Source organism: Streptomyces sp. NPDC029836 (assembly GCF_055574495.1).
Genome location: NZ_JBVHZI010000001.1, coordinates 312,739 through 338,686, shown reverse-complemented (window position 1 = coordinate 338,686; position 25,948 = coordinate 312,739). Strand labels below are relative to the sequence as shown.

29 protein-coding genes and 1 pseudogene are annotated in these 25,948 nt (G+C 74.3%); 13 read left to right on the top strand and 17 right to left on the bottom strand.

Annotated features, from left to right (window positions below):
- Positions 1-55: 55 nt before the first annotated feature.
- Together ACZ4XJ_RS01630 and ACZ4XJ_RS01625 are read right to left on the bottom strand one after the other, a co-directional pair.
- On the bottom strand, positions 56-1,729 hold the full coding sequence (locus ACZ4XJ_RS01630) for a D-alanyl-D-alanine carboxypeptidase/D-alanyl-D-alanine-endopeptidase (RefSeq protein WP_468494906.1): 1,674 nt from the start codon (positions 1,727-1,729) through the stop codon (positions 56-58).
- 154 nt (positions 1,730-1,883) lie between these two features.
- The gene (locus tag ACZ4XJ_RS01625) at positions 1,884-2,903 is read right to left on the bottom strand and encodes an ArsR/SmtB family transcription factor (RefSeq protein WP_468494905.1); all 1,020 of its coding nucleotides are present in this window, start codon (positions 2,901-2,903) and stop codon (positions 1,884-1,886) included.
- 135 nt (positions 2,904-3,038) lie between these two features.
- Between ACZ4XJ_RS01625 and ACZ4XJ_RS01620 the strand changes: the two genes are divergently transcribed.
- Both ACZ4XJ_RS01620 and ACZ4XJ_RS01615 read left to right on the top strand, forming a co-directional pair.
- Positions 3,039-4,574 (top strand): MFS transporter, encoded by a 1,536-nt coding sequence (locus ACZ4XJ_RS01620; protein WP_468494904.1) that lies wholly within the window; start codon positions 3,039-3,041, stop codon positions 4,572-4,574.
- Positions 4,575-4,795: 221 nt separating this feature from the next.
- A complete protein-coding gene (locus ACZ4XJ_RS01615; RefSeq protein ID WP_362875649.1) occupies positions 4,796-5,464 on the top strand; it encodes a lysophospholipid acyltransferase family protein in 669 nt (222 codons plus the stop codon).
- Positions 5,465-5,587: 123 nt separating this feature from the next.
- Here the strand turns inward: ACZ4XJ_RS01615 and ACZ4XJ_RS01610 are convergent, their stop codons facing one another.
- Positions 5,588-5,821, bottom strand: coding sequence for a hypothetical protein (locus ACZ4XJ_RS01610; RefSeq protein ID WP_362875648.1), 234 nt, complete (start codon positions 5,819-5,821; stop codon positions 5,588-5,590).
- Between the two features lie 614 nt (positions 5,822-6,435).
- Here ACZ4XJ_RS01610 and ACZ4XJ_RS01605 point away from each other — a divergent pair.
- On the top strand, positions 6,436-7,407 hold the full coding sequence (locus ACZ4XJ_RS01605; RefSeq protein ID WP_468494903.1) for a zinc-binding dehydrogenase: 972 nt from the start codon (positions 6,436-6,438) through the stop codon (positions 7,405-7,407).
- A gap of 229 nt (positions 7,408-7,636) precedes the next feature.
- On the opposite strand, the gene ACZ4XJ_RS01600 is transcribed toward ACZ4XJ_RS01605, so the two are convergent.
- Both ACZ4XJ_RS01600 and ACZ4XJ_RS01595 read right to left on the bottom strand, forming a co-directional pair.
- On the bottom strand, positions 7,637-9,808 hold the full coding sequence (locus tag ACZ4XJ_RS01600; RefSeq protein WP_362875646.1) for an FUSC family protein: 2,172 nt from the start codon (positions 9,806-9,808) through the stop codon (positions 7,637-7,639).
- Positions 9,809-10,147: 339 nt separating this feature from the next.
- A complete protein-coding gene (locus tag ACZ4XJ_RS01595) occupies positions 10,148-10,981 on the bottom strand; it encodes a class I SAM-dependent methyltransferase (RefSeq protein WP_468494902.1) in 834 nt (277 codons plus the stop codon).
- 235 nt (positions 10,982-11,216) lie between these two features.
- Between ACZ4XJ_RS01595 and ACZ4XJ_RS01590 the strand changes: the two genes are divergently transcribed.
- Complete coding sequence (locus ACZ4XJ_RS01590) at positions 11,217-12,164, top strand: DMT family transporter (protein WP_468494901.1); 948 nt, start codon at positions 11,217-11,219, stop codon at positions 12,162-12,164.
- Here ACZ4XJ_RS01590 and ACZ4XJ_RS01585 read toward each other — a convergent pair.
- Complete coding sequence (locus ACZ4XJ_RS01585) at positions 12,161-13,558, bottom strand: STM4012 family radical SAM protein (protein ID WP_468494900.1); 1,398 nt, start codon at positions 13,556-13,558, stop codon at positions 12,161-12,163. The genes ACZ4XJ_RS01590 and ACZ4XJ_RS01585 overlap by 4 nt on opposite strands.
- Before the next feature lie 231 nt (positions 13,559-13,789).
- Here ACZ4XJ_RS01585 and ACZ4XJ_RS01580 point away from each other — a divergent pair, with 231 nt between their 5' ends.
- A complete protein-coding gene (locus tag ACZ4XJ_RS01580) occupies positions 13,790-14,974 on the top strand; it encodes a DUF1152 domain-containing protein (RefSeq protein WP_468494899.1) in 1,185 nt (394 codons plus the stop codon).
- Positions 14,975-15,029: 55 nt separating this feature from the next.
- Complete coding sequence (locus tag ACZ4XJ_RS01575) at positions 15,030-15,980, top strand: NAD-dependent epimerase/dehydratase family protein (protein ID WP_468494898.1); 951 nt, start codon at positions 15,030-15,032, stop codon at positions 15,978-15,980.
- Positions 15,981-16,063: 83 nt separating this feature from the next.
- On the opposite strand, the gene ACZ4XJ_RS01570 is transcribed toward ACZ4XJ_RS01575, so the two are convergent.
- From ACZ4XJ_RS01570 to ACZ4XJ_RS01555, 4 genes are all read right to left on the bottom strand, one after another.
- Complete coding sequence (locus ACZ4XJ_RS01570) at positions 16,064-16,627, bottom strand: toxin (RefSeq protein ID WP_362875640.1); 564 nt, start codon at positions 16,625-16,627, stop codon at positions 16,064-16,066.
- A complete protein-coding gene (locus ACZ4XJ_RS01565) occupies positions 16,624-17,082 on the bottom strand; it encodes a helix-turn-helix domain-containing protein (RefSeq protein WP_362875639.1) in 459 nt (152 codons plus the stop codon). The genes ACZ4XJ_RS01570 and ACZ4XJ_RS01565 overlap by 4 nt, the downstream gene beginning before the upstream one ends.
- A gap of 307 nt (positions 17,083-17,389) precedes the next feature.
- Entirely contained in the window at positions 17,390-17,713 is a 324-nt protein-coding gene (locus tag ACZ4XJ_RS01560) for a plasmid stabilization protein (protein WP_468494897.1), read from the bottom strand.
- Positions 17,714-17,809: 96 nt separating this feature from the next.
- Positions 17,810-18,178, bottom strand: a complete 369-nt coding sequence (locus tag ACZ4XJ_RS01555) for a hypothetical protein (RefSeq protein WP_362875637.1) — start codon at positions 18,176-18,178, stop codon at positions 17,810-17,812.
- A 143-nt stretch (positions 18,179-18,321) separates the two neighbouring features.
- On the opposite strand from ACZ4XJ_RS01555, the gene ACZ4XJ_RS01550 reads away from it, so the two are divergent.
- Complete coding sequence (locus ACZ4XJ_RS01550) at positions 18,322-18,663, top strand: DUF5713 family protein (RefSeq protein WP_468494896.1); 342 nt, start codon at positions 18,322-18,324, stop codon at positions 18,661-18,663.
- A 55-nt stretch (positions 18,664-18,718) separates the two neighbouring features.
- Here the strand turns inward: ACZ4XJ_RS01550 and ACZ4XJ_RS01545 are convergent, their stop codons facing one another.
- From ACZ4XJ_RS01545 to ACZ4XJ_RS01535, 3 genes are all read right to left on the bottom strand, one after another.
- Positions 18,719-19,072, bottom strand: coding sequence for a PRC-barrel domain-containing protein (locus ACZ4XJ_RS01545; protein WP_468494895.1), 354 nt, complete (start codon positions 19,070-19,072; stop codon positions 18,719-18,721).
- Between the two features lie 10 nt (positions 19,073-19,082).
- Positions 19,083-19,310 (bottom strand): hypothetical protein, encoded by a 228-nt coding sequence (locus tag ACZ4XJ_RS01540; RefSeq protein ID WP_362875634.1) that lies wholly within the window; start codon positions 19,308-19,310, stop codon positions 19,083-19,085.
- A 250-nt stretch (positions 19,311-19,560) separates the two neighbouring features.
- Positions 19,561-20,628 (bottom strand): alkene reductase, encoded by a 1,068-nt coding sequence (locus tag ACZ4XJ_RS01535; RefSeq protein ID WP_468494894.1) that lies wholly within the window; start codon positions 20,626-20,628, stop codon positions 19,561-19,563.
- A 156-nt stretch (positions 20,629-20,784) separates the two neighbouring features.
- Here ACZ4XJ_RS01535 and ACZ4XJ_RS01530 point away from each other — a divergent pair, with 156 nt between their 5' ends.
- The 4 genes from ACZ4XJ_RS01530 to ACZ4XJ_RS01515 all read left to right on the top strand — a co-directional run bounded on the left by ACZ4XJ_RS01530 (position 20,785) and on the right by ACZ4XJ_RS01515 (position 22,891).
- The gene (locus ACZ4XJ_RS01530) at positions 20,785-21,327 is read left to right on the top strand and encodes a MarR family winged helix-turn-helix transcriptional regulator (protein ID WP_468494893.1); all 543 of its coding nucleotides are present in this window, start codon (positions 20,785-20,787) and stop codon (positions 21,325-21,327) included.
- Positions 21,293-21,646, top strand: coding sequence for a phytase (locus tag ACZ4XJ_RS01525; RefSeq protein ID WP_468494892.1), 354 nt, complete (start codon positions 21,293-21,295; stop codon positions 21,644-21,646). The genes ACZ4XJ_RS01530 and ACZ4XJ_RS01525 overlap by 35 nt, the downstream gene beginning before the upstream one ends.
- 434 nt (positions 21,647-22,080) lie before the next feature.
- The gene (locus tag ACZ4XJ_RS01520) at positions 22,081-22,266 is read left to right on the top strand and encodes a hypothetical protein (RefSeq protein ID WP_362875630.1); all 186 of its coding nucleotides are present in this window, start codon (positions 22,081-22,083) and stop codon (positions 22,264-22,266) included.
- A 7-nt stretch (positions 22,267-22,273) separates the two neighbouring features.
- Positions 22,274-22,891, top strand: coding sequence for a sortase domain-containing protein (locus ACZ4XJ_RS01515; protein ID WP_362875629.1), 618 nt, complete (start codon positions 22,274-22,276; stop codon positions 22,889-22,891).
- Between the two features lie 70 nt (positions 22,892-22,961).
- Here ACZ4XJ_RS01515 and ACZ4XJ_RS01510 read toward each other — a convergent pair whose 3' ends face one another.
- The 3 genes and pseudogenes from ACZ4XJ_RS01510 to ACZ4XJ_RS01500 form a co-directional block, all read right to left on the bottom strand.
- Complete coding sequence (locus tag ACZ4XJ_RS01510; protein ID WP_468494891.1) at positions 22,962-23,126, bottom strand: hypothetical protein; 165 nt, start codon at positions 23,124-23,126, stop codon at positions 22,962-22,964.
- A 205-nt stretch (positions 23,127-23,331) separates the two neighbouring features.
- Positions 23,332-23,514: pseudogene (locus tag ACZ4XJ_RS01505) on the bottom strand (helix-turn-helix domain-containing protein); the annotation flags it as partial.
- Positions 23,515-23,757: 243 nt separating this feature from the next.
- Positions 23,758-23,943, bottom strand: coding sequence for a hypothetical protein (locus ACZ4XJ_RS01500; RefSeq protein WP_362875627.1), 186 nt, complete (start codon positions 23,941-23,943; stop codon positions 23,758-23,760).
- A 271-nt stretch (positions 23,944-24,214) separates the two neighbouring features.
- Between ACZ4XJ_RS01500 and ACZ4XJ_RS01495 the strand changes: the two genes are divergently transcribed.
- Entirely contained in the window at positions 24,215-24,397 is a 183-nt protein-coding gene (locus ACZ4XJ_RS01495) for an alpha/beta fold hydrolase (protein WP_362875675.1), read from the top strand.
- 56 nt (positions 24,398-24,453) lie between these two features.
- Here the strand turns inward: ACZ4XJ_RS01495 and ACZ4XJ_RS01490 are convergent, their stop codons facing one another.
- Positions 24,454-24,681 (bottom strand): hypothetical protein, encoded by a 228-nt coding sequence (locus ACZ4XJ_RS01490; RefSeq protein WP_362875626.1) that lies wholly within the window; start codon positions 24,679-24,681, stop codon positions 24,454-24,456.
- Between the two features lie 149 nt (positions 24,682-24,830).
- On the opposite strand from ACZ4XJ_RS01490, the gene ACZ4XJ_RS01485 reads away from it, so the two are divergent.
- A complete protein-coding gene (locus ACZ4XJ_RS01485) occupies positions 24,831-25,898 on the top strand; it encodes a helix-turn-helix transcriptional regulator (RefSeq protein ID WP_468494890.1) in 1,068 nt (355 codons plus the stop codon).
- Positions 25,899-25,948 lie beyond the last annotated feature (50 nt).

Genomic DNA, 25,948 nt, shown 5'->3' with positions numbered 1-25,948 from the left:
GCCGCGGCGCCGGGCGTCCCGGGCCGTTCCGTGCCGTAGCGGACGGGAGCGTCGATCACCCCTCCTGGAGGTAGGCGGCGATCATCGCGATGTCGTTCGCGACGCTCAGGATCCCGCTCGGGTCGGGCGTCGGCGTGGCGGCCCCGGTGACGCCCGCGTAGAACACGTCGAACCGGCCGTCGCCCCGGTCCAGGTACCCGGCGATGGTCATCGCCCCCACCCCCAACCGGTCGTTGAGCGCGTCGTACCCGACGGCGGCCCCCGTCTTGGCGAACACCTTGCCGCGGGCCGGGCAGTCCCGGCAGTTGGTCGCGAGCAGCCCGTCGACGCCGAGGATCGGCAGCGCCTCCCGGAACCGCCGCGCGTCCGGGGTGCCCATCCAGTACGTCAGCATCTGGATCTCGGCCCGGGGCGTCGCCCGGTCCACGGGGTTCCCGCCCCGGCCGTCGAGCAACCGCACCTGCTCGCGGTCCACGCCCGCCCCGTCGAGGAACCTCGCCAGGACCGGGAAACCGTCCATGCAGGCGTGGCTTCCGGCCTCCACCGCCATCAGGCAGATCCCGAGGTTGGCGCCCAGGTTGTGGCTGACCTTCAGGATGAGCTCGGCGTAGTCCGCGTAGGGCGGCGACGTGTACACCGCCACCCGCGGGCTCCCCTCGTACGTCCGGGGCAGCGCGGCCACCGGGTTGGGCCCGGCCGCGTCCGCCGTGACCCGCACCCCGACCCGCCCGAGCGCCTCGATCAGCGCGCGGCGCCCGAAGGCCGCCGGGTCGGCGACGGGGGACACCCGCAGCACCGGCGCGGCGCCCACCGCGATCGTGCCGGACAACCGGATCCGGGTGCCGTTCTCCGAGGCCGTCACGTCGATGGCGCCCGCTTCGCCCGCCGCGACCGTCCGCACCGTCGACGTCACCCGGTACGGGGCGACCCGTGGCCGCCAGTCCAGCCGGGCGGGGGCGTCCGGGCGGTCCCCGGGGGTGGTCAACAGGTCGATCAGGTTGTCGTTGATGATCAGCGGGGTGGGCGTCGGGTCGAGCGTCGGGTCCGGTGCGAAGAGCCGGCTGTCGACGACCACGTCCCCCTCGACCCGGGCGATCCCCGCATCCCGCACCTGCCGGGCCAGCCGGTCGATGCCCGCCAGCGGGTCCTCCGGGGTGAGCGTCGCGCCGGGGACGTCGTTGGCGTAGGTGTGGTCGAGGTCGGTGAACGCCACCGTGCCGTCGGGGCGGGTCCTGCCGCCCATGGTCAGGTCGCCCTGCGCGACCAGGGCCAGGTTCCCGTTCAACGTGGCGCCGTCCCGCTCGCCCACCGCGTGGACGGGCGTCTCGAAGCGGTGCCCGGCGCCCAGGGTCTTCCACGGCCCGGACACGCTGAACAACTTCGCCGTGGAGCCCGGGATGAAGACCTGGTCCGCGAACATGTCGTGCACCACCCGACCGCTGCCCGCCTCGACCTGGAGGAGGCCCCACTGCGCGTTGCGGTACTCGGGCTTGCGCATGATCTCCGTGATGCGGGGGTCGAGCGGGTCCGAGGCGGGCTCGGCCGACACCGAAGGGGTCGGGGCGGCCGGTGGGGTCGGTGTGATCGGCCCCGACGCCGCACCCGAGGTCAGCGCGGCCAGCAGGAGGGCCGAGCAACCGGCGACCACCCGCCGTCGCGGGGACCACCTGGAGCCCTGCTGCCATGTCCGCGGGCCCTGTCCTGGGGCCCGGGAGTCTGTTTCCGCCATGCGGCACGCCCCGTTCGTCTCGACGGACTCCGGCCGCACCGGCGGGCCGGGCCCCACCCCCGGGATCAGACCAGCCTGGCACGCCCGCCCGGGGCGCGCACTCCGCCCGGGCGGTGCGGCGAGGTCAGGACCGCCACGGTGGGCCGCGCCCGCCCTACTCGGCGGGCGTACGGCGGCCTCGGGGGTCCCGGTGCTCCCCGTGACCGGTCAGGCGGTCACCGAGCGGGCTGCGCCGGTAGAGGACGTGCCGCCCGTCACGGGCCCTGGTGACGAGGCCGGTCGCGTGCAGCACGCGCAGGTGCTGGGACACGGCGCTCGGGGTGACACGGAGACGGCGGGCGATCTCCACGGTCGGCAACGGCTCTTCGAGCAGGACGAGCAGCCGCGCCCGCGGCGCCCCCAACAGGGAGGCGAGGGCGGGCGCGGTGACCACCGGCGCGGATTCCCACAGCGTCGCCACCCCGCGGCTGGGGTAGGCGAGCGTCGGCGCTTCGTCCTGATCGACCGGCGGCGCCGGCTTGTGGGCGAACACGGACGGTACGAGCAACAGCCCCCGGCCCGAGGCCTTGACGTGGTGCCGGCTGACCATCCGGTCCACGTACAGGACGCCCCCCTCCCAGCGCAGGTTCGGATGCATGTCGGCGAACAACAACCGGGCCCCACCCAGGGCCAGTTGTCGGGCCCGGTAGGTCATGTCCGCCTCCAGGACCAACCGCATGCGCGGCCACACCGGTTCGACGGCGACCGTGAAGTACCGGAGCAGCAACGCGCAGAGCGCGTCCCGCAGTCGAGCCACCGGGGCGTCGTCGGCGGCGAGGGCGTCGCGCAGTGCTCCGGGCAACGGATCCGGCGCGTGCGCGGCCAGCAGGTCGCGGCGGACCACGGCCGGGGGAGTACGGAGTACGACGGCCAGTTCGTCCGCGAACGACGCGTCGAAGCGGGTGGGCCGCGGCGTGAGGAAATCGGGCAGGGTGCGCCGTACCGGCATCAGCGACATCAACGTCTCGACGTCGGTCGCGTCCAACCCGCCGAGGACGGACCGGCGCCAGGGCAGGTGCAGCGCGGACAGCCCCGGCTCGCGCAGGACCCGAAGGCTCAGCACGGTCTCGTACAGCGGAGAGAGCGCGAACCGGGTGTCCGCGAGATCCTCCACGCCGAGTTCAAAGGTGATCATTAAGCGCCACGCTACATTCATTGGCGCTCGTGCGGGGGTGCCGTGAACTCGTCCCCATGACACCCACACCACCCGCGCGGCGCCCCGCCGGCGCGCTGCGGCCCCACCCCGCCGGCCCCGGGGCGGTGCGCTGACATGGACCGCCGGACGCTCCTGTTGCTCTCCCTCGCCTGCGCCGTCGGCGTCGGCAACGTGTACTTCCCCCAGGCGATCGGCCCCCTCGTCGCCACCGGACTGGGCGCGTCCCCCGATTCCGCGTCCCTGATCGTGACGGCCACCCAGATCGGCTACACCGCCGGCATCTTCCTCCTGGTGCCGCTGGGCGACCGGCTCCCGTACCGGCCCCTGTTGGTCACCCTGTTCGCCCTCACCGGAGCGGGCCTGCTCGCCGCGGGCTGCGCGCCGGCGCTGCCGCCGCTCGTCGCCGCGAGCGCACTCGTCGGCGTCACCACGGTGGCCGCCCAACTCATCGCCCCGCTGGCCGCCGGGCTGGTGGGCGAGGAGCGCCGTGGCGCGGTCATGGGCACGCTGCTCAGCGGCTCGCTGGCCGGGATGCTGCTCGCCCGCACCTTCGGCGGCACGCTCGGCGAACGGCTGGGCTGGCGGGCCCCCTATCTGGTCGCCGCCGCGGTGGTGCTGCTCCTGGCGGTCGTCCTCGCCCGCACCCTGCCGGCCACCGCCCCGCCCCTCCGTCGCCCGTACCCGGCGCTCCTGGCCGAACCCCTCCGACTGCTCCGTACCGAGCCGGAACTGCGCCGCTCCTGCCTCTACCAGGCCACCGTCTTCGCCGGATTCTCGGCCGTCTGGACCTGCGCGGCGCTCCTGCTGACCGGTCCCGCGTACGACCTGGACGTACGGGCCGTGGGACTGCTGGCCCTGGTCAACGCGGTGACGGTCGTCTGCACCCCGTACGCCGGACGGCAGGTCGACCGCAGGGGAGCCGACGCGGTCAACCTCGTCTGCCTGTCGGCGGTCCTCGGTTCGGCCGCGCTCCTGGCGGCGGGTTCGGGCGGCGGACCCGCGGGCCTGACCGCTCTGGTGGCCGGAACCCTGCTGCTCGACGTCGCCATGCAGTCCGGCATGATCGCGAATCAGGCCCGCGTCCTGGCCCTGCGCCCCGACGCCCGCGCCCGCCTCAACACCGCCTACATGACCTGCGCCTACCTGGGCGGCAGTGCGGGCTCCTGGCTCGGCGTACGGGCCTACGGCCTGGCCGGCTGGGGCGGGGTGTGCGCGCTGCTCGCGGCCCTCGCCGGGATCGGGCTCACCCGCCACCTGACGGCGACCCGCCCCGGCAGCCGACCCCGGCCGGACCCGTCGGGGCACGGCCCGGACCCCCCACAACGACGGCGCCCGCCGGTGGTGAGCGCCAGGGAACGCCGTGCGCGGCGTCAGTCGCCGCCGCCGCCACCGCCTCCGCAGCCGCCCCCGCCACCGCAGGACGAGCCGCCACCGCAGCCGCCACCGCCGCCGCCGTCCCCCCACGACCCGGACCGCCGCCTGCGCGACGACCCTCCGCGCCGACGGTTCCCCCGGGTCACCGAGAAGAGGACCACGACGAACCCGAACACGAAGATCATCAAGATCTCCATCATGCCACCCCCCGTACTCATTCCAACCGGATTGTATGAGCGGTATCCCCGCCCCGGCCGAGCGCTACGACGGACTTGAGCAACTCCAGAGCTTCGTCTGCGGAGGCCGCCCGGGCGGCGCCCGCACGGGTGGTGGGGAGGCGCCCGCACGGGTGCCGGGGCGGCGCACAAGGGGGTGCCCGGGCAGGTGCCCACGCAGGTGCCCACGCGGGTCCTGAGTAGGCGTACTCACGACAGCGGGCCGGGCCGCTCCCGATGATGGGCAACGACCCATCCGCACCGCCGCACCAGCGAGGTCCCGTGCTCACCCGTATCGCCGACGCCCTCTTCCCCGCCTTCGGCAGCCTCTCCGTGACGGCCGACCCCGCGGACCCCGCCGACTCGCTGCCGCGGGGCGCCTGCGTGCTCGTCGCGAACCACACCTCCCTCTGCGACCCCGTCGTCGTCGCGGCCGCGCTGCGCAGGCTCGGCACGGAACCCGTGATCATGGCCGCCGCCGGGCTCTGGCGGATCCCCGTCCTCGGTGCGGCCCTGGCCCGCGACGGGCACATCCCCGTCCACCGCGGCACCGCCCGCGCCGCCGAGGCGCTCGACCGGGCGGCGCGGGTCATCGCCGACGGACGTTCCGTCCTGCTGTACGGCGAGGGACGGCTGCCGACCCGCCGTGACCCGGGAGAAGAGGCCCCGGGTCCGTTCCGCAGCGGCGCGGCACGCCTCGCGCTGGCCGCCGGCGTGCCCCTCGTACCGGTGGGTCAGGCGGGCGCCCGACGGCTGTGCTCCGGAGGCACCGTCAAGCAGCTCGCCGGCGCCCTCACGGCGCCCGCCCGCCGCCCCCGTCTCCATGTGCACGTCGGTGCGGCCCTGAACCTGCCCGCTGCGGTTCCCGAGGCGAGCGCCCACGCCCATCGGGCCGTCACGGCGGCCTGGCGGACCGCGGTCGACGCCCTGGCCGCGTCCGGCGTTCGCTGACGTCGGTCCGCGTCGCCCGCCTTCACGGCCGGGCGCCCGCCTCCGGGCCGTCGGCCGGGCGGCGGGCGCGTCGAGTCATGGGGGAGAGGGGGTGAGGGGTGGTGGGGTCGTGCGGACCCTGGTTCAGGTGATGTCGGCGGAGACGGACCGGTCGGTGTGACCCTGGACGGCCGTCCGGAAGGCCTCCATGCAGGGGGTGCAGTAGCGTTCGGCGGCCGCCTCCCCGGCGGTGCTCCGGGCGGTGGCCGAGGGGGGCGCGTGCCGGCCGCAGAGGGTTCCCGAGGGGCCCTCCTTGGCGAGGACGTGCCACAGGAGTTCGCCACGGCCGTCGGGTGAGTCCGCGCGCATTTCGTACATGAGAATGCCCTTCGCGCTGGCTGGGCGGGCGAAAGGTCGCCCGTCGTCCATGAGAGCCCGGTTCGGCCGCAAGGGCCACTCGGCCTCGGCCGCCCGAGGGAAACGGTGGCGCGGGAGGTTTGAATCCCGCTCCGGCCGTACGTGAAACCGGCCGTTCGGGCGGGCCCGGCCGCGCGGGCGAGCGCGGGCGCCCCGGGCGGCGCCCGCGCCCCGGGCGGCGCCCGCGCCGTGGGGGCCGCCGGGGTCGCTCCCGCATTCGGATGAAACGCGCGCGGCGGGGTGGTCGCGGGTCACGGCGCCGGGGGTGGGGGTGGGCGAGGATGAGGGGCGGGCTGCCGAACGGGACCGTTGTCCGGTCCGCCCCGAGGACGGGCAGCGCTCCGTGACGGCAGCCCGCTCGGTCGCGGCCACCCCCCCCGTCGTCGCCACCGCACCACCGGTGGCGATGGGTCCGACCTCCAACGTTCCACACCCGCAGCACACATGACGATGCGTCATCCCAATCACCTCGTTCCCCTGCGGCGAAAGCTTGACCTCAAGCCTGGTTGAGGTCGCAAGGTTGCCCCAACGGCGGGCGCCGGAAGGTCCGGAGGCCCGAGCGGAGGGGGAACGTCATGCGCGTGACGGAGGTACGGGAGTTCGGTGGCCCGGAGGTACTGGTCGCGGGGGAGGCGCCCGAGCCGGTTGCGGGACCGGGGCAGGTGCTGGTCGCCGTAGCCGCCGTGGACACCATCTTCGTGGAGACGCAGGTGCGCGGCGGCTGGGGCCGGGAGTACTTCCCGCTCACCCTGCCGTACGTCCCGGGCGGCGGTATCACCGGCGTGGTCCGCGCGACCGGGGAGGGCGTTGACCCCGCGTGGACCGGACGCAGGGTGGCGGTGTCCCTCGGGCACACCGGCGGGTACGCGGAGTTCGCCGTGGCGAGCGCCGACGCGCTGGTCTCCGTACCCGACCAGGTCTCCCTCACCGACGCGGCGGCCCTCGTGCACGACGGCGTGACGGCGGCCAAGTTGCTGGAGGTCACCGGGCTCCGGGCCGGCGAACAGGTGCTGGTCGTGGGGGCCTCGGGCGGCATGGGCACCGTACTCGTCCAGCTGGCGAAAGCGGCGGGCGCGCGCGTGGTCGGGGTGGCGCGCGGCGACCGGAAGACCGATTTGGTACGGGAGTTGGGGGCGGACGCCGTCATCGACGCCGCCCGACCGGACTGGGTGGAGGCGGCCCGGACCGCTCTCGGCGACGCGGGCGCTGACGTCGTCCTCGACGGGGTGGGCGGTCACGTCGGCGTCGCGGCATTCGCGTTGACGGCGGCCGGCGGCCGGTTCTCCGCCCACGGCGCCCCCACGGGCGGCTTCGCCCCCGTGGACCCGGACGAGGCCGCCGCCCGAGGCGTTCGACTGCTCGGCATCCAGGACGTGCAGATGTCGGCCGAGGAGCACACCGACCTGGTGGCGCGAGCCCTGCGGGCCGCGGCGGACCGGACGCTGCGCCCGGTCATCGGCGCCACCTTCCCCCTGGAGCGCGCGGCGGCGGCGCACGAGGCGATCGAGTCCCGCACACTCCTCGGCAAGGTCGTGATCACCGTGTGACGAGGGCCGGCCAGGTATGGACCTCGGCGCCGCCGGCCCGCGTCGAGGGGTGCTGCCGTGGTGCTGTTGACGTGGATCGCCGAGGTGGCGGACGAACCCCTGGTCCTGGAAAGCGCCGACCGGGGCCGGAAGTCGGCGACGAACACGTGGTGGCCGAGCGCGGACGAGGAGGACAGGGCGTCCCTGTCGGTCGCCGCGGTGGTGTCGGCGTTCGTGCGCGTGCCGCGCCTCACCCCGGGTGCGGGGCCCCGGAAGGCTTCCGGTCCGGTGGTGGTCCGGCGGCGGCGATGCGCTCCAGGTCCGTCATGAGGGAGTCCAACCACGAGGTGGTCGCGTAGTACAGGCGGGGCGCGCCGGGAGGTTCAGCGGCGAAGCCGTCGTAGGTCGGATCGCGCAGCGGGATCGCGGCGTACGGGGTGTCGCCGCCCGGGTCGAGTCGGGCCGACACGAGCAGCATCCGTCCCGCGACCCGGTCGCCGAGCGCGGTGACCGAATGCGCCGGCTCCCGCCCCATGGGCGGGGCGACGATCCGCTCGGGCGGTACGAGCAACCTGTCGGCGCCCCACAGCGTGTGGTGGCCGACCATCAGCGTGGCCTGCCAGTCCCGCCCCGACGCCGTCCGCCCCGCGGGTTCGCTCTGGTACTGCGCGTACGCGGACTCCGCCAGGATCAGCGCGGTGCGCAGCGAACGGTGGCCCGGGGCGCCGGCGACCGGCACCCGTACCCCGCCGGCGGCGATCTGGGTGGTGGTGGCCACGACGATCTCCGCCGCACCCCGCAGCAGCACCGCCACCGACCGTCGCAGTTCGGCCTGTGCGCCGCGCGGCCAGGCCAACAGGCCGAACACGGCGCCGATGGCGCTGCCTGTCAGTACGTCCAACAGCCGGAACTCGGCGAGCTGCCAGGTCGCGGGAGCCAACTGCGCGAACACCAGGGCGACCACCAGGGTGAACATCGCCTGGGCCCAGCCGACGCCCTTGACCGGCCCCAGCGTGAACGCGACCAGCATCAGCGGGGGCAGCGCCGCCGCGTACACGGCGATGTGCGTGCCCACGACGGCCAGCAGCACCGCCGCGACGAGGGCGCCGGCCAGGGTTCCGATGAGGGCCACCCGGACCGTGGAGCGGGTCTCCTCCACCGTCGTACGGGTCAACGTCAAGGTCGCCAGCAGCACCCAGAACCCGTGCGGCAACGTGTCCTCCCCGGCGATCACCCGCGCGGCCGCCAGCGCCAGGCTGAGCCGCACCGCGTTCTGGAAGAGCACCGACCGCCGCGCCGCGTGCCCCGACAACCGGAACCACCACAACCGGGGAGCGCGCATCGTGGCGTACCAGAACCGGCCCGGCGCCGCCTGCGCCGCGCCCGCCCGGCCCGCCACCGCGATGCCGGCCGCCGTCGACATCGCCAGCGCGGCGTCGGCGGCCTCCAGGACCGCCGCGTGCCGGCGCAGCAGCGCCGGGGACGGATCCACCGCCGGGCCCCCCGCCAAGGCCGTACGGGCGCGCAGCAGCTCGGTGTGCGCCGCCACGGAGGTCGTCCGGCCGCGGAGCCGGTCGGACGTCTCCGCGGCGGCGTCCCGTACCGCCCGCAGTACTTCCAGGTCGGCCTGTCCCGGCTCCGCGCCGGCGACCGGCGGCAGCAGGGTGAGCCGGTTCAGCAGGGTCCGGGTGGTGAGGCCCGTGTGGGACAGGGCCCGCTCCCGTACGCCCGGCCCGGCCGGCCGCTCGGCCTCCGGCACCTGCGAGGGCCGCAGACGGGTCCCCGCCTCCTCGGCCACGCGCGCCAGCGGCTCCGGCACCGCGTACGGGGCTTCGGCCAGCGCCTGGGCGCAGCCGCGCGCGGTGTCGGCGGCCCGCGCGGCCAGCGCCACGTACGACACCGTCGGGGGATCGGGGAACAGGAACATCTCCGCCAGGAACAGCAGGGCGATGCCGACGGTCGTGCCCAGCAGTCGCTCGTCCAGGGTGTCCGGAGCGTAGGGCGGGAACGACGGCAGGATGTACATCAACTGCAACCCGGGCGCGGCGCCCGCGGGCCGCGGGCCGCCCACGGCGCTGAACGCCAGGGCGAAGCCCACGACCAGCATGCCCAGGACCGCGCTCCAGGTCCGTACGGACAGATAGGTGCCGATGGTGATCAGCACGCAGCAGACGGGCAGGAGCGGGAGCACCACCGCGGCGCGCTGGCGGCCCGTGCCGGGGATGTGCGACAGCCCGGCGAGGGCCACCGCCGCGAACAGCGCGTACGTCGCGCCGGTGGCCGAGCCGAACCCGTAGAGGAGCAGGTAGAAACCGGCGCCGGCGGCCACGGTCACCCGGATCGACCGCCGGGCCGCCGCCGCGTAGGCGACGGGCAGTCGGCCCTTGCGGACGCCGCCCGTGTCCTGCGGATCACCACCCATGTCCCCAGGATCACCCCGCACCGGCCGACCGGCACGCGGCGGAGCGGGCGGCCCGCGCGGAGCGGCCGGCCCGCGACAACGCCGGGAAAGCGGGCGCGCCGTCGTACGGCAGCCCGTCGGGGGTGACGGCGCGCCGTTGTGCGGGAGCCCGCCCCGTGCGCTACAGTGATCTTGTTCCTGCGGCCGCGAACAGCGGCGGCGGGACCTGCGTTGGTGGTCCAAGGAAAGACGCCCCGCTTCCCGCGGGGAAATGTAGGTGCAAGGCCTGCCCAGCGCTCCATGCGGAAAGCCCCGTTCTCCTCACGGAGACCGGGGCTTTCCGCCGTCCCGCCCCGACGCCTACGGCCGGGTGGCGGTGACCAGGTAGTAGTCCAGGACCCGTTCCTCCCAGGCGGCCAGGAAGTTCCTGGGCCAGGTGCCGGGGCCCCACAGCCGCGACAGCCAACGGTCCCAGCCGGGCCAGACGTGCGGGCCGATCGAGCGGCTGCGGACGTCGACGAGCCCCGCGCCGGTCAGGGCGTCGGCGAGTCGGGACACGGGCCGGGCGATGTCCAGGCCGCTGGCGTACGAGTCGAGCAGGCCGGCGAGCCGCTCGGCCTGGGCGGCGGTGCCGTCGACGGTGAAGAAGCCGGCGAGTGCCAGCCGGCCCCCGGGGCGCAGCACGCGGGCCGCTTCCCGGGCGAACGCGTCGAGGTCCGGGAAGTGCTGGACGGCCTCGACGCTGTAGAGGCAGTCGAACTCCCCGGCCCCGAAGGGCAGGTTCTCGGCGGCGCCCAGGGCGAACCGCAGCCGGTCCGGTTCGGCGGCCAGCAGCGGGGCGTTGGCCTCCCGGGCCCGCCGGAGCTGCTGGGGGTGGATGTCGACGCCGGTGATGGCAGCCGGCCGGTACTCCTCCAGGGCCAGCGCGCAGCCGACGCCGAGGCCGCAACCGACCTCCACGACCCGCCCGCCGCCCGGGGCGGCGGCGTCCAGGACGTGTCGGTAGAGGTCCTGCTCGCTGCGGATCCGGTCACCGTCCGACAGGGGCCCGTCGATGTCGACGGCCTTCCAGTAGCCGAAGTTGATGAACCCTCCGGTGAACACGGGCACGGAACTGAGGTCGGCCGGTCCGTACGTCTCCCACACCGCGGGCCGGACGGCCGGATCGGACTGCTGTCGGGACTCGCCTGTCAACGCCCCACCACCTCCGCGGACTCGGGGGCCGGTGCGGTCCCCGTACGGCCCAGTGTGGCCCGCGCGGCCCCGCTCCGACAGACCGCCCCACCGGCGTCGCCAGGACTCCCGCGACCGGTCGGGTCGAGGCGGCCGGTGGACTCGTGCGAATCCACCGGCCGGGCATCCGGCCGCTCCGGAATCTCGTGGAATCACCCAGTGGGTCTCCCGCCGCCCGCGCGGATACGTTCGTGCGATGCGTGATCCACGGAGTGGCGGTATGGCGGGTGCGGTGGTGTCCGTACTGGTGGCGGCGGTGCTCTGGGGCACCGTGGGGCCCGCTCAGATCTGGGCGGACACCGGCGCCCACCCGGTGTCCCTGGGGGCGGCCCGCATGCTGCTCGGTGGGCTCGTGCTCAGCCTGCTGACGGTACGCCCGGCCGGGCTGCGGACCCTGCGCCGGCCCGGCGCGGGCCGGTGGCTCGTGCTGAGCGTGCTGGTGACGGCCGCCTTCCAGGTCTGCTTCCTCCAAGCGGTGGAACGGACCGGCGCCGCCCTCGCGACCGCCGTCGCCTTCGGGACCGTGCCCGTGGTCAGCGGCCTGTGCGCGCGTCTGCTCTCCGCCGAACGGCCGACCAGACGGTGGCTGTGGGGGACGGGCTGCGCGGTGCTCGGGATCGGCCTGTTGCTGCTGCCGGGCAGCGGGGCGCGCGCCGACGGGGTGGGCGTGGTCTGCGGCGTCGTGGCCGGAGCGAGCTTCGGCGTGTACATCGCCGCGACGAAGGCACTGGGCTCCCTGGGCGTCGACCTCGGGGCCGCGGCGCCGGTGAGCGTGCTGTGCGCGGGGCTGCTGGTCTCCCCGTACCTGCTGGTGGCCCCGGAGGGCCTGACCGCCCCGCGGGCGGTCGCGCTGATCGGCTGGCTGGGCCTCGGGACGACGGCCCTCGGCTACCTGCTGTTCACCCGCGGTGTGGGGCGCCTCGGCGCGGCCACGACGGGCACGCTGAGCCTGACCGAACCGCTCGTCGCCACCGTGCTCGGCGTGGCGTTCCTCGGCGAACGCCCGGGACCGCCCGCCGCGGCGGGCGGCGCCCTGCTGCTGGCCGGGCTCGTCCTCGTCTCCCTGCCCGAGCGGCGACGGGCGGTCGAACCGGACCCGGCGGACGCCCCGCAAGGAGCGGCCACCGGGTCCGGCGCACCCTAACGGTCCTGGTAGGACGTCATGTTGTCGCGCACCCGGGACGAGAAGAACATCGGTCCGATCGCATCGGCCCAGGCCATGCCCTCCAAGGTCAGCCCGAACGTCCCGTCCGTCTCCCGCACCCACCTCTTCTCCACCAGCGCGCCGAGCTGCGGCGCGAAGTCGTCCTCGAAGCGCGTCGCGAACTGCTGCTCGTAGCCGGCGGCGTGCAGACCGGTCGACTCCAGGAGCTGCTGGAGGACGTACATGCGGCGCCGCTCACCCTCGTCCATCCGAAACGCCCACTGCGCGCGCCGGAACTGCTCGGTCGGGGTGGCGATGTAGTCGTCGATGATGCGCCGCACCTCGGGCACGGCCACCGCGTAGTCGGTGGTGTAGTGCAGATCGGTGGTGAACGAGCGGGCGCCGACGCCGAGTCCGACCATGCCGGCCTGCTGGTTGTACTCGCTGATGCTGCTGCCGTCGACGTCCTCCACGGCCGCCGTCCCGATCCGCCGGAAGACCCGCATCGACGTCTGCTCGTACCCCGCCGACAGCAGGTGGTCGCGGCCGAAGCGGTAGAGCCGCAGCCGCTGGTCGTTCCAGTCCTGCAGGGTCTTGGCGTGCCTGCTGCTGAGCCCGGTCAACGGGCGCACGTACAGCGGGTACAGGTAGATCTCCTCCGGCTCCCACGCGAGCGCGGCTTCCAGGGACACCTTGAAGGTGCGCTCGGTCTGGCCGTCGATGCCGTAGATGAGGTCGATGTTGAGGATCGGGAACCGGGCCTCCTTCAGCAGGGCGAGCGCGCTCTCCACCTCCTCGCGCTTCTGCGGACGGACCGCGGCCCGCGCCTCCTCGTCGATGAAGGACTGCACGCCGATGCTCAGCCGGGTCGCGCCCCGCTCGGACAGGACGGCGATCCGGTCGGCGGTCGCCGTCGCCGGCGAGGTCTCCACCGACCACGAGGCGGCCTTCAAGTCGGCGCCCATGACGTTCTCGCTGATGTCGCAGAGCCGCGTCAGCTCCTGCGCCGTCAGGTACGTGGGCGTCCCGCCGCCGAACGCGGCGAGCGTGAACCGGATCGGAGCGCCCTGCGCCTCCAACGCCTCCCGGGTCACCCGGGCCTGGCGCTCCAAGGTGCGCAGGAAGTCGCTCGTGACCTCCTCCGGGGCTCCGGTGCGGGTGAACAGGTTGCAGAACCCGCAGCGCATCTCGCAGAACGGTATGTGCGCGTAGAGCGACAGCGTGTCGAGCCGCTCCTTGCTCCACAGCTCGCTCAGCAACGGACCGTCCTCCAGCAGGCGGTAGGCCTTCTGGTGCGGATAGGCGTACACGTACTGCTCGTAGGGGGTTTCGGGCTCGGTGAGCGGGAGGGAACCCCGGAGGGCCGGCATCGGCAGCGGAACGGTCTTCGACATAGCGGGAACTGACTCGCTTTCGGATCGAACGGGCTCACTGTTCGTGACAGGGCGTCACTTTAGGTCGCCCCCCGCGCCGATCTCTGTAGTGGAATTCCCATGGAATGGCTTTCGCCGTATGGAGGTTCATATGTTCTTTCCGGAAGTAGGTCGCCTTCCTCCGGGAATGTCACCACCTGCGGGGTTCGGGAGGGTGGCGGTGCGCCGCTCGCCGGGATATTCGTGTCCGCCATGACCATCAAGCGACGCCACACGACCACCAGGAAGCTCCTCATCGCGGCGGGCGGCGGCGGCGACGCCATCACGGCGGCGGTGGTGCACTCCGCCCTGCACGGGGCCGCCGCCCCCGCCCTCGTCCTGACCTACGCCTGGGAGCGCCTCGTCGTCGACCCGGTCCCCGGGCCGCGCCGGACCACGGACTTCACCGGTACGCAGCCGGCCGGGCCCGATCTCGCCCTGGTCACCCCCGCCACCAGGCCCGTCGCTCCCGCCGGTTCGCTCCTGCCGCCGCTGGCCGCCGCGTTGCGCCCCCGGCTCGGGCTGCTGGACCCGTACGCCGGCGCGACCGGCCTCGCCCGGCAGATCGCGGCGGCCGCCCACTGGTGCGGAGCCGACCGGATCGACCTCGTCGACGTCGGCGGCGACATCGTGGCCCACGGCGACGAGCCCACCCTGCGCAGCCCCCTCGGCGACGCCCTCGCCGTCGCCGCGTGCGCGGCCACCGGCATCCCGACCACCGTGTACGTCGCCGGGCCCGGCCTCGACAACGAGGTGCCGCCGGCCGCCCTCATGCCCCGATTGGGCGCGCCCGCCTTCGCCCTCACCGCCGAGCACACCGAGGGCGTGCTCGGGGTGTTCGACTGGCACCCCTCCGAGGCGAGCGCCGTGCTCGTCGCCGCCGCCCGCGGGATACGCGGAGTCTGCGGCACCCGCGACGCCCCCGCGCCCCTCGTCCTGGACGAAGCCTCCCGAGGCGTCCACCGCCTCACCCTGCGGCGCACACTCGAACTCAGCCCACTGGCGCGCGCCTTGGCCGGCTCCACGTCCCTTGACGCCGCCGAGGAGGCCTCCCGTACGGTGTGCGGATTCTCCGAGATCGAACGCGAACGGCAACGCGCGGCCCATCCTGACGGGGTGCGGGCGCCGCAGGCTCCTGCCACGCCCCGGAGCGCCGAGACCGTCCGGGCCGGTTTCGCCGCCTGGGAACGCGCCGCGCTGGCCGAGGGCATCGCGTACGTCACCACCCGCCGGATCGTCGAGGAACTCGAACTCGGTCCCGCCGAAGCCGGGTTGTTGCTCGACGAGCTGCGCACCGGATCCCCCGAACGACGGGCCGCACCCCTGTGGAAACTGGCGGCCGAGCGAGTCCGGGCGCCGGCGCCGGGAGCCGTTCGGCCGCCGGACGCGGCCCGATGACGGCCGTACCCCGCCGACCCCCGCGCCGCCGCGGAGCAACCCGTAGGGTGCACAGGTGAGCATTTACGTGGTTGTCGGATTCGGGGCCGCCGGGGCGGCCACCGCCCGCCTGCTCGTACGACAGGGGCATGCGGTAAGGGTCGTGACCCGATCCGGCCGCGCGCCGGAGCCCGGCATCGAGCACGTCGCCCTGGACGCGGCGGACGCCGCCGGATTGGCCGGGGTGGCGGCGGACGCCGACGCGATCATCCACTGCGCCGCGCCGCCGTACGACCGTTGGGCGAGCGACCTGCCGCCGCTGACCGCTTCGGCGTGCGCGGCCGCGGAGACGACCGGCGCGGTCCTCGTCCTGCTCGGCAACCTCTACGGATACGGGCCGGTGGACGGCCCGATGACCGAGGCGCTGCCGCTGTCGGCGACCGGCCCCAAGGGGCGGGTCCGGGCCGCCGCCTGGGAGCAGGCCCGTACGCTGCACGAGCAGGGCCGGATCCGGGCCGCCGAGGTCCGGGCGTCCGACTTCTTCGGACCCGGCGTGGTCGACGGCGGCCACCTGGCCGCACGCATCCTACCGCCGCTGCTGCGGGGCCGGCCCGTCTCCACGCTCGGCGACCCGGACGTGCCGCACAGCTGGACCTACCTGCCCGACGTGGCCGGGGCCCTGGCCGAGGCCGCCGGTACGGAGCGGGCCTGGGGACGGGCCTGGCACGTTCCCACCGAACCCGCCCTGTCGGTGCGGCAGATGGTCGACCGGCTGGCCGCCGAAGCGGGCACCGGGCCCATCGCGGTACGCGGACTGCCCGCGGCGGCGCTGGCCGTGGGCGGGCTCTTCTCGCCGCTGCTGCGCGAACTGAAGGAGGTCCGCTACCAGTTCACGCGGCCGTTCGTCATCGACGCGAGCGCCTGGGAGGCCGCCTTCGAGGTCCGGGCCACGCCGTTCGACCAGCAGGCCGAGGCGACGGTCGACTGGTGGCGGGAGAGAATGGCCGACACGGGCCCACGACCCTGACGGCGAGCAGGACCCCGCCTCGCGGGCCGGTCGTACGACCCGGGGGCGTACGGCCCGCCGCCGGGCGGCGGTGAGCGGCCGGGTCAGAACAGGGTGCGTTCGATCCGGCTGAGCATGTCCGTCCTGCGGGACGGCTCGCCCGTCGCGGCCGGGGCGCACTGCGCGGGGGCGCGACCCACGCGCTGGGAGAGGAGGTAGGCGATGACCTCGGCCTCCTGCTCCTGGACGTCGTCGTAGGTCGCGCGCAGGAGCATGTCGCGCACGAGGTCGGGATCGAGGTGGGGGAAGAGGAAGCGGGAGCTCGTCTCGTCCAGCCAACCGGCGCCGCGGTGGCGGCAGATGATGTGACCCAGCTCGTGCAGGACGATGTGCTCCTGGTGCGCGCCGGTCGTGTGGGCGTCGTAGAAGATCAGGTCCTCGTCGCGCGCGGCGACCCACATCCCGCACGGCTGGGACGCGGGCATCGGCATCGGGATCAGTGTGATGGGGCGTTCGCGGAAGCCGCCGACGTAGCGGCAGAGTTCGGCCACGTCGGCCCCCTCGGGCAGGCCGAGCGCGGCGATCCGCCGTGCGCCGTCCTTGCGGAGCTGTTTGAGGCGGCTGCGACGGTCGTGGTCGGCGGGCCGGCCCTTTCCCGGGACCCTCACTCCGGGTCCGCGGGGTCCGCGGGGTCCGAAGGATCGGTGACGGGCGGCAGGCCCTGCATCTGGCGGTACTGATCCATGATGGCCGTGATGGCTTGGAGGTTCTCCTTCTTCATCCCGGCCGCGCGCATCGCCACGGAACGCACGCCGGCCTGGCGCAGCGCCTCGATCGCGGCGACCTCGCTGAGCACGGACTCGGCGACCTCGTCGTCGAAGAAGTAGGCGACGGACACCCCGAAGAACTTCGCGAGGGCGGCCAGCAGGTCGGGGGAGGGGTTGGCGCGCTTGCCCGTACGGAGCTGGGACAGGTACACGCCGCCGGCCTTGAGATCGGGGTTGGCCCGCTTCAGCTCGTCGGCGACCTCCGCGTTGGTCCAGTGCCTGCCCTTGGGGCGAACCGTCTTGAAGAGGTTGTCCAGGCGCACCGCCAGCACGGGCCGGTCATCAGTCTCGGGCACGGTGCATCTCCCTTCCCTCCACCTCCTCGGCATTGCTCTCAGCTATCCGTCAGTTTTGCAGATTAGCGGTCAGTTGACAATCTGCCCGCAGTCCGTCACCGTGGACCTCGCCGATAGCTGTCAGCTAACTTTGCCCACGGGGGTGGCCGAGTTGGCGAACAGCGGCGTTCGGCGCGTTCAGGGCCGGCCCTCGGGGGATGGGGGCCGGCCCTGAACCGTTCCGTCCGTGCGCCGGCCCGCTCGGTGACGCACTGGTAGGGGGCTCACCCACCGGGGGCTCACCTGCCGAAGGCGGCCCGCCGAGGCCTCACTTGCCGAGCGCGCGCTTGAGGGCTGCCTTGTCCATCGAGGAGCGGCCCTTGATGTTGCGCTGCTTGGCCTCGTTGTAGAGCTGATCCTTGGTGGGTCCCTGCGCGCCGCTGTGCGAGTGCAGTCCGCCGCGCCGGGACGAGGACATGTCCTGGAGCGAGGACCGGCTGGCGGTCTGGGACTCGCCCGCACGGGCCCGCTCCTTGTTGACGGTGCGCGCGGCGATCTCCTTGGCCCGCCCGGGGCTCTCCCCGCGCTCCTCGGCGCTCTCCTTGATGTGCTCGTACTGCCGTTCACGCTTGGGGCTGGAACCGCGCGGCATGGTGACTCCTCGGTTCGGCTGCGGGTCTCTGCGTGCTGCGCCTACCCGCGGCGTACGGCCGCATTCGCGCGTCGGCGCCGGGCGGGGAGGGCTGGGTCAGGCCCCCTCGTCGTAGGTGCCCGCCTGGACTTCGAGGGCGAGTTGTTGCAGCACCTCGATCGAGGAGACGTCGGTGCGGCCCGCGTCGTGCGCGATGGCGAGGCTGGTGAAGGCGAGGCTGAACCCGGACACCATCGTGTGCAGGGCCGGACCGAGCGCCACCGCGACCACCCGGGCCACCTCCTGGGGGGAGGCGTCGGCGGGCACCTTGATCGACGGGAGCATCTCGTTCAACAGCTGCGTGGCGACCCCGGCGGTCGGCCCGAAGTCGTCCTCGTCCTCCTCGCCGGCCTCGACCGTCCGCCGGATGTCCTGGGCCTCGGTCAGGATGCCGATCACTCGCTTGAGGACTTCAGCGCGTTCCATTCCCGCAGGGTAGCCCCGGGACGGCCGCCGGGGCAGGCCGTGTTCGGATGTTGGCGGGCCCCGCCCCGGCGGTCGGGGACGGCCGTTGTCAGTGCCGTCCCGCATGATCGGCGCGTCGATTCTTCCAAGGGGACGGTGGCGCCATGCCGATCACGAACGAACAGGTCTCGAAGCACGCGTTCCTGCGGCTGCTCTACGCGGACTCGTACTACCCCGATCAGGTCGTCGACAAGGCCAGGGCGATCCTGCTGCGGCTGTGCGAACGGATCGAGGCCGAGCGGCCCGCGGACCTGCCGGCCCTGTACGCGCTCACCCACGCCGCGACGGAGGAGTTCAACCTGCTGGAGGCGGATTTCGACGCCGCCGGGAGCTGCATCGAAACGGTGGCGCGGGAGGAGATCGCCGAGGACTTCTGGCGTATTGCCGCTGCCTACGGGTTCCAGGACGCGGACATCGAGGAGCTGATCGCCCCTCGCGAATGGTGAGGCCCCCCGTGCCCGCGCCGTCGTGTCCGCCGGCGCCGTCACGTCGGGCGCGGTGTCAGCTGTGGGCCTGGCCGTAGTGGCGGGCGAACTCCTCCCGCTGACCGGGATCACCGACGTACTTCGCGCGGTCGTACTCCGGCGCGCCCTTGATCTGCCCCTTGGTGCGGTCGACGTGGACCACCCGCTCGGCGGTGTCGATCCGCCGGATCGTGCCCGCCGGCAGCAGGACGTGCCTGCCGAAGATCCAGACCCCGGTGTCCACGACGAGGTAGGAGGCCCCGACGTCCTCGGAGTGCTTGTCGATCTTCCCGATCGTGCCGTCCGTCGCTTCGACCTTGTAGCCGATCAGGTCGAGGCCGGGCTCGTGGCCCGCGTCGCGGTGGTAGCCCCAGATGTCTTCCGCCGTCATGGTTCCCGCCTCACTTCGACCGCGTTCCCGGTCCGTCGTCCTTGCCCTTGCGCGGACCCGCCCAGCGCTTGCGTCCCGAGCCCGCGTCCTGCGTCGGCTCCGGCCGGTCGAGGCGGGCCGCCTCGTCCGTGTCGGCGGCGCGGGTGCGCTCGTCATCGGGACGGCCCGTGCGCGGTGGGCGCGGGGCGTGGTGGCCGTCGTGCGGTGGGACGCCTCCGGCGCCGCCCTGCTCTTCCATGGCTGCCTCCTACGGTGCCGCCCGGGCCGTGTCCCCCGGTGCTCCCGGTCTGCGAGTCCGCCCCAGGGGCGGCTGCCCGCCCGACCCCGGGCGAAACCCCGCGGCGACGCGCGGCTGCATCGAGGGCCAGGGCGTTACGGAACGCGACCGGCGGGTATGGGTGGCGTACGGGGTGCGGCTCGGCCACCCAGGCTGCGACGGGGTCGCACCCCGGCCCCGCCGCGAGACCCGCGCGGCGCCCGCGTACGGGCTACGCGCGCGCCGGGTAGTCCGTGTAGCCGCGGGCGTCGCCGCCGAAGAAGGTGGCCGGGTCCGGCGTGTTGTACGGGCCCTCGGTGCGCAGCCGGTCCGGCAGGTCCGGATTGGCGAGGAAGAGGGCGCCGAAGGCCAGCAGGTCCGCGGTGCCGTCCTCGATCAGGCCGAGCGCGCGGTGGTCGGTGGGTCCCTCGGTGGCCGGGTTCAGGACGAGCGGCCCGCTGAACTGCTTGCGCAGTGCGAGGGTCGCCTCCCGGGCGTCGGGCCCGGACTCCAACACGTGCAGGTAGGCGAGGCCCAGCCCGTCGATCTCCTTCACCAGCGCCTCGTAGACGGGCTGCGGGTCGGGCTCGGAGATGTCGTTGTACGGGTTGCCGGGGGAGACGCGCAGCGCGGTGCGTTCGGCGCCGATCGCCGCGGCGACGGCCTTGACCACCTCGACGGCGAAGCGGATGCGGTTCTCGGTCGGGCCGCCCCACTCGTCCGTCCGCAGGTTCGTGCCCGGCGCCAGGAACTGGTGGATCAGGTAGCCGTTGGCCCCGTGCAGCTCGACGCCGTCGAAACCGGCCTCCACGGCGTTGCGGGCCGCCTCGGCGTAATCGGAGATCGTCGCCCGTACCTCGGCGTCGGTCAGCTCGCGCGGCGTGACGAAGTCCTTGAGGCCCTCACCGGTGAACACCTGGCCCCGGGGCGCGATCGCGGAGGGGGCGACCGGTACCAGGCCGTCGGGCAGCAGGGACGGGTGGCCGATCCGGCCCGAGTGCATCAGCTGGGCGAAGATCCGGCCGCCGGCCGCGTGCACGGAGTCGGTGACCCGGCGCCAGGCGGCGATCTGCTCCGCGTTGTGCAGGCCCGGGGTGAAGGGGTAACCCTGTCCGACGGCGGAGGGCTGGATCCCCTCCGAGATGAGCAGTCCGGCCGAGGCCCGCTGGGTGTAGTACTCGGCGAGGAGGTCGGTCGCGAGGCCGCCCTGCGCCGCGCGGCTGCGGGTCATGGGGGCCAGGGCGATGCGGTTGGGAAGGGTGTCGCCCGCGATGCGTACCGGGTCGAAAGCGCTGGTCATGTTCGCCTCACAGATTATTGGTCGGCCAATGATTGGCTGTGCAAGCAGCGTACCTCATTACTTGGCCGGCCAAGGTAAATCTTTCCGGGCGGGTAAAGTTCATGGCGAAGGCCATGGACCGGACCCGCCGGTCCCGACCGAGGGAGGAGCGCCGCCATGACCGCGGAAGCCGCTCAGGAACCGCGCGCCACCCCCGAGTGTTCGGCGCCCAGCGCCGTGCTTGAGGGGCCGGTGAGCCACGCGATCAGCCGGGTGGCCCGCCTCCACCGGATCGCGGCGGGCCGGGCCCTGCGCGACCTGGGGCTGCACCCGGGGCAGGAGTTCCTGATGATGCACCTGTGGGACAACGGCGCCGTCCGCCAGTCCGAGCTCATCAAGACGGTCGGCCTGGACCCCTCCACCGTGACCAAGATGCTCCAACGCCTGGAACACGCCGGTCACGTGCGCCGCCGCCCCGACCCCTCGGACCGGCGGGCCTCGCTGGTGGAGGCGACGGACAGCAGCTGTGGCCTGCTCGTCGAGGTCCGCCGGGCCTGGGGCGAGCTGGAACGTCAGACGCTGGACGGCCTCGACGGAGCCGAACGCACCGAACTGGCCCGCCTGCTCGGCAAGGTGGAGGCGACCCTGTGGTCGGAGGTCGCCCGCGGCGGGGGCGCCGAATGCGGTGCGGCGGCGGGCGGCGAACCGGGCCTGTGCTGAGGTCCGTCCAGGCCGACGGGCGGGCAGCGCGCGGCCGTTCGGCCTGCGTTCGCGCCGTGGCCGCAACACCGCCTCGGGCTCCCTGGGTCCGTCACACGCAGGGGAAGGCTACCTCGGCCGCTTCTCGGTCGACGGCGGAACCGCGACCGACGACCGCGAGGACACCGAAGGCATCGACGCCACCGCAGCCCACCTCGGACCGGCCTTCCCGCAGGGCGTCTTCATCCGCCAGGGCGGTTGCCACGGCGCCCCCGGCCAAAGCGGCAACCAGAACTTCAACTTCGTCCCGCTCCAGCGCATCACCGCGCTCTTCGGCTGACGGCCGCCGGCCTTCGCGCCCGGGAGCGCCGGCGCCGGCCGGCGCCGCCGTCACGGGCCGGTACGTCCGGCCTCGTACGCGGCGATCGCCGCCTCCACCCGGTTTCCGGGCGCCGAGCTTGCCCGGGGGGCCTCCACCGCGCCCCCGACCAGCGCCGGCCCGGCCGCGATCTCGGCGTGGGAGAGCCGGTCCCGACCAGGGCCAGGACGTCGTGTCCCGCCCGTGAGCCGTTCCCCCGGCCGCCGGGGCGGCGGCCGGGGGAACGGCCGCTGCTCCGGCGGCCGGCGCCCGGTGCCGCCCGGTGGTTTCCGGAGGTGGGGGCGGGTAGGCGCCCCTGCGGAGACCGCTGACCTCCCTGCTCCGGCCGAGACGCGGGTCCCACAGCACCCGCGACGGCGCCCGGGGCGGTCCTCACCCCGATCGGAGGCCCCGCCATGGCCCGTACGCAGACCTCGCCGGAATCCCGATGTACGGGACGCCGCCCCGGCCGCCGCACCGGATCCGGCGCCGTGCTCGTCCGCGACTCCCGTCACGCCACCCCGTACGGCAGCACGCCCCTGCGCCCACGGCACGCGACCCCGACGGCGTCCTGCGTTCCCTCCGTCGCCCGCACCCGGTGAGGCCGCCATGTCACCGCGCCTGCTCCTCGTCGCCGGAGCCGCCTGTACCGTCCTGCTCGCCCCCGCCGCGGTTCCGGTGGCCGCCGCCGGCGACCCGGCCGAGGCCCGGGCCCGCAGTACCGGGACGGCCGTGATGTCCATCCCCGCCATCGGCCTGGAGGACCTGCCCGTCGTCCCGTACCAGGGCAGCCCCGACGACGCACCGGGCACTCGCATCCAGGACCGGGGCCTCGCCGCCAGCCCGCACGGCCCCGAGGGCGGGGTCGGCCCCGGCGAGGTCGGCAACTACATCGTCACCGGCCACCGCGTCGCCGCCGGCGGACCGCTGCGGGACCTGCCGGCGCTGCCGGCCGGCTCCTCGGTGTTCATCACCGCCGACGGCGTGACGTACCAGTACACGATCAGCACCACCCGGACCACTTCCTTCCGGCAGCCGGATTCCATGGCGGCGCAGCGCGCCGCGGTGCCCGGTTCGCCCGGCGCCGTGCCCGTCCGGGCGATGATCACCGTCACCACCTGCCTCACGCCCGAGGACGACGCGGCGGGGAACTTCTGGCGCGACGCCCAGAACAACCCCGAACACCGGCTCGACAAGATCGGCGTCCTCACCTCAACCAAGTCCTGACCGGCCCCCCCGCGGCCCTTTCGTACCCGACGCGGTGACGTCACGCAGGCGCGCCCGCGCGGCCCCGGGCTCAGCCGTCCCAGGCGGGTAGGTAGGCGCCGAGGAGGGCGAGCACCAGCACCCACGCGGCGAGCGTCACTGCGGCCGCGCCCACGCGGGGCAACAGGTGGTCGTCGTCCTCGGCCGCCGCGGCGGCTCGGCGCGGGGTCGGCACCCGGGCGCCGGACACGGCCACGACGCACGCCGCTCCGGTGGCCGCCTCCGGTCGCCCCGGCTCGGCGAAAGCCGCCTCCGCCGGGCGCGAGGCCTCCGCGCAGTCCTGCTCCGGCGCACCGGGGTGCGCGGCGGGCGGGCGGGGCCGTCGGGCGGGGCCGGCCGTCGGCGTGCTGGGCGAGGCCCTGGAGGAAGCGCCGGTAGGCCTCGCGGCGTTTGCCCGTGGGGGTGGTGCGTCCCGACTCCCAGGAGCGGACGGTGGCCGGCCGGACGCCGAAGACGAGGGCCACCTGGTGGGGCGTCAGGCCCCACGCCTCCCGCAGCCTGCGGCGTTCGTGGGGCTCGGGGAGGAGGGGGCGGCGGGTCGCGGGGCGGGCGGACGGCCGGGACAGCGTGTGCGAAGTCTTCATACCCGTAGGACAATCCGCCCGGTAGTCCGTGACGAGGACGGGCGCGGATTCACCCGTACGCCGAAACGCCCCTCGTACGAGGCCTGCGGTGCTCCGAGGCACCCGCAAGGTCCGGGCGCAAGGTGGTCGAGCACCTGCCCGTTCCCGTGCCGCACGACTCCACGGACGGACCGGTTCCCGGCCGACCTGCGCTCCGACGCCGGACACGGTCGACTGACGGGGGTCCCGACGGCGTCCCCCGGCTCAGGCGGAGGGGGGCGTCGCGGGCGGCGGGTCGTGCTCGGGCAGCAGCCCCAGGATGTCGAGGAGCGTCTGGAGGTCGGCGCGGTCGGTGGCGTGGGCGGCGACGGCCCTCCGGGCCGCCGCGCGGTCGCCCTTCCCGAACGGGGCGAGCAGGGACGGGTCGTCACAGGCGAAGGGGTCTTTCATGCCGCTGATGCGACCAGGCTCCCGGCCGATCCGCAGCCGGGCTTGCTCCACTTGGCCGCCGGTACCGCGCCGCGCACCCGGGTCGGGTCGTGCCGTCGGCAGGGGCGCCGGCGGTGAAGATCCGATCCAGGTGGTGGTGCAGGACGGCGACGGCCGATTCCGGGCCGCGTTGGCAGAGGAGGACGCTGGTGCCCATCGTCGCGGTCATGGCGAGCAGGTTGACCGCCTCCGTCCGCGCGTTCGCGTCGGGATCGGCCGGCGCAGCCTGCTCGTGCGCCCGCAGCGTCAGTTGGAGCGGGTGGCGCGGCTGATCCCCGGGGCCAGGGCCGAGATCATCGCCGCGACCGGACACCGGCCCCAGATCGACCACCCCGACGTGGTCAACGCCCGGATGCGGGCCTTCAGGGAGGACGTCGACTCCCTCGACCCGCACCCCGGCGGCGTCGACGGGTGAACCGCGGGACGCGTCGCCCGTCGACGGGCGGGCCCCGGGCGGCCCTCGAAGCACCCTCAGATGATGTGGATGCGCTCCAGGGCCCCTGCCGTGTCCCGGATCATCAGCTCGTTGCCCTTGGCCCGCTCGCCCTCGATGAAACCGAGGAGCAGGACCGCCCGGTTGATGACGTCGGACTTGCTGACGCCGCTCGCCGCCGTGAGCTCCGAGACGATGGTGACCGCGGGCGGGCAGAGGGTCACCGAGTAGCGCTCGCTGTCGGGGTGGGAGGGGAGCTGGTCCATGGGACTGCCTTCCGGTCAGTGGGCTTGTGCACCAAGGATGCACCGCAAGTGCGCGGATTCGCACCGGATTTAGGGGCGACCGCGAGGGCGCATCCGTGGCAAAGGAAAGAGGACAGATCCTGACCGCTTCCCGGGGCAGTATGGACCTCATGCAGAAGACCTCGGCGCGGTTGCTGGCCCTGCTCTCCCTCCTCCAGGCACGCCGTGACTGGCCGGGGGCCCTCCTAGCGCGACGGCTGGACATCAGCCCGCGCACCGTGCGCCGCGACGTCGACCGGCTGCGCGAACTCGGCTATCCAGTGATCGCCTTCAAGGGCCCCGACGGCGGCTACCGGCTCGACGCCGGCGCCGAACTGCCGCCGTTGTTGTTCGACGACGAGCAGGCCGTCGCGCTCGCGGTCGCCCTGCAGAGCGCCGCCGGTAGCGGCGCGGGCACCGAGGAGGCCGCGGCACGTGCGCTGACCACCGTCCGGCAGGTCATGCCCGCCCACCTGCGCCACCGCATCGACGCGCTCCGGATCACCGCCATCGAACAGCCGGACACAGCTACCGACGCCGTCGCCGGGGGCGTGCTCGTGACGCTCGGCGCAGCCGTCCACGCCCAGGAGGTCCTGCGCTTCGACTACGCGACCCCGGGCCTGACGGAGGCCGAACCCGGGGACGGACCCGGGGAGGGACCCGGTGGGCGCCGGGCCGCGACCCCACCGCGCCGAGCGGAGCCGCACCACCTCGTGACCCGCGCGGGCCGCTGGTACCTCGTCGCCTGGGACCTCGACCGCGACGACTGGCGCACCTTCCGCGTGGACCGGATCACCCCGCGCATCCCCACGGGGCCCCGCTTCGCCCGACGGGAACTACCCTGCGGCGCCGATGTGGCCGCCTTCGTCGCGGGCCGCTTCCGGGGCACCGACGGCTCGGGGGAGTGGCCCTGCCGGGGCGAGGTGATCCTCGACCTGCCCGCCGGCGTGGTCTCCCGCCACATCCGCGACGGCCTCGTCGAGGCACTCGGCACCGACCGCTGCCGGCTCGCCCTCGGGTCCTGGTCGTGGTCCGGCCTGGCATCCGTCATCGGCAGGTTCGACGCCGACATCGAAGTGGTCGGCCCGCCGGAACTGCGGGAGGCCTTCGCCCACCTGGCCCGCCGCTACGCCGCCGCCGCGCAACCCGCACCGGCCGCCCACGAGGCACGCGGCGGAGGAGGGGAGTCAGCTCCCTGATCGGCGGGTAGTCGTCCTTCGAACGGACGGAACGGCGGCGGTCAGGGGGT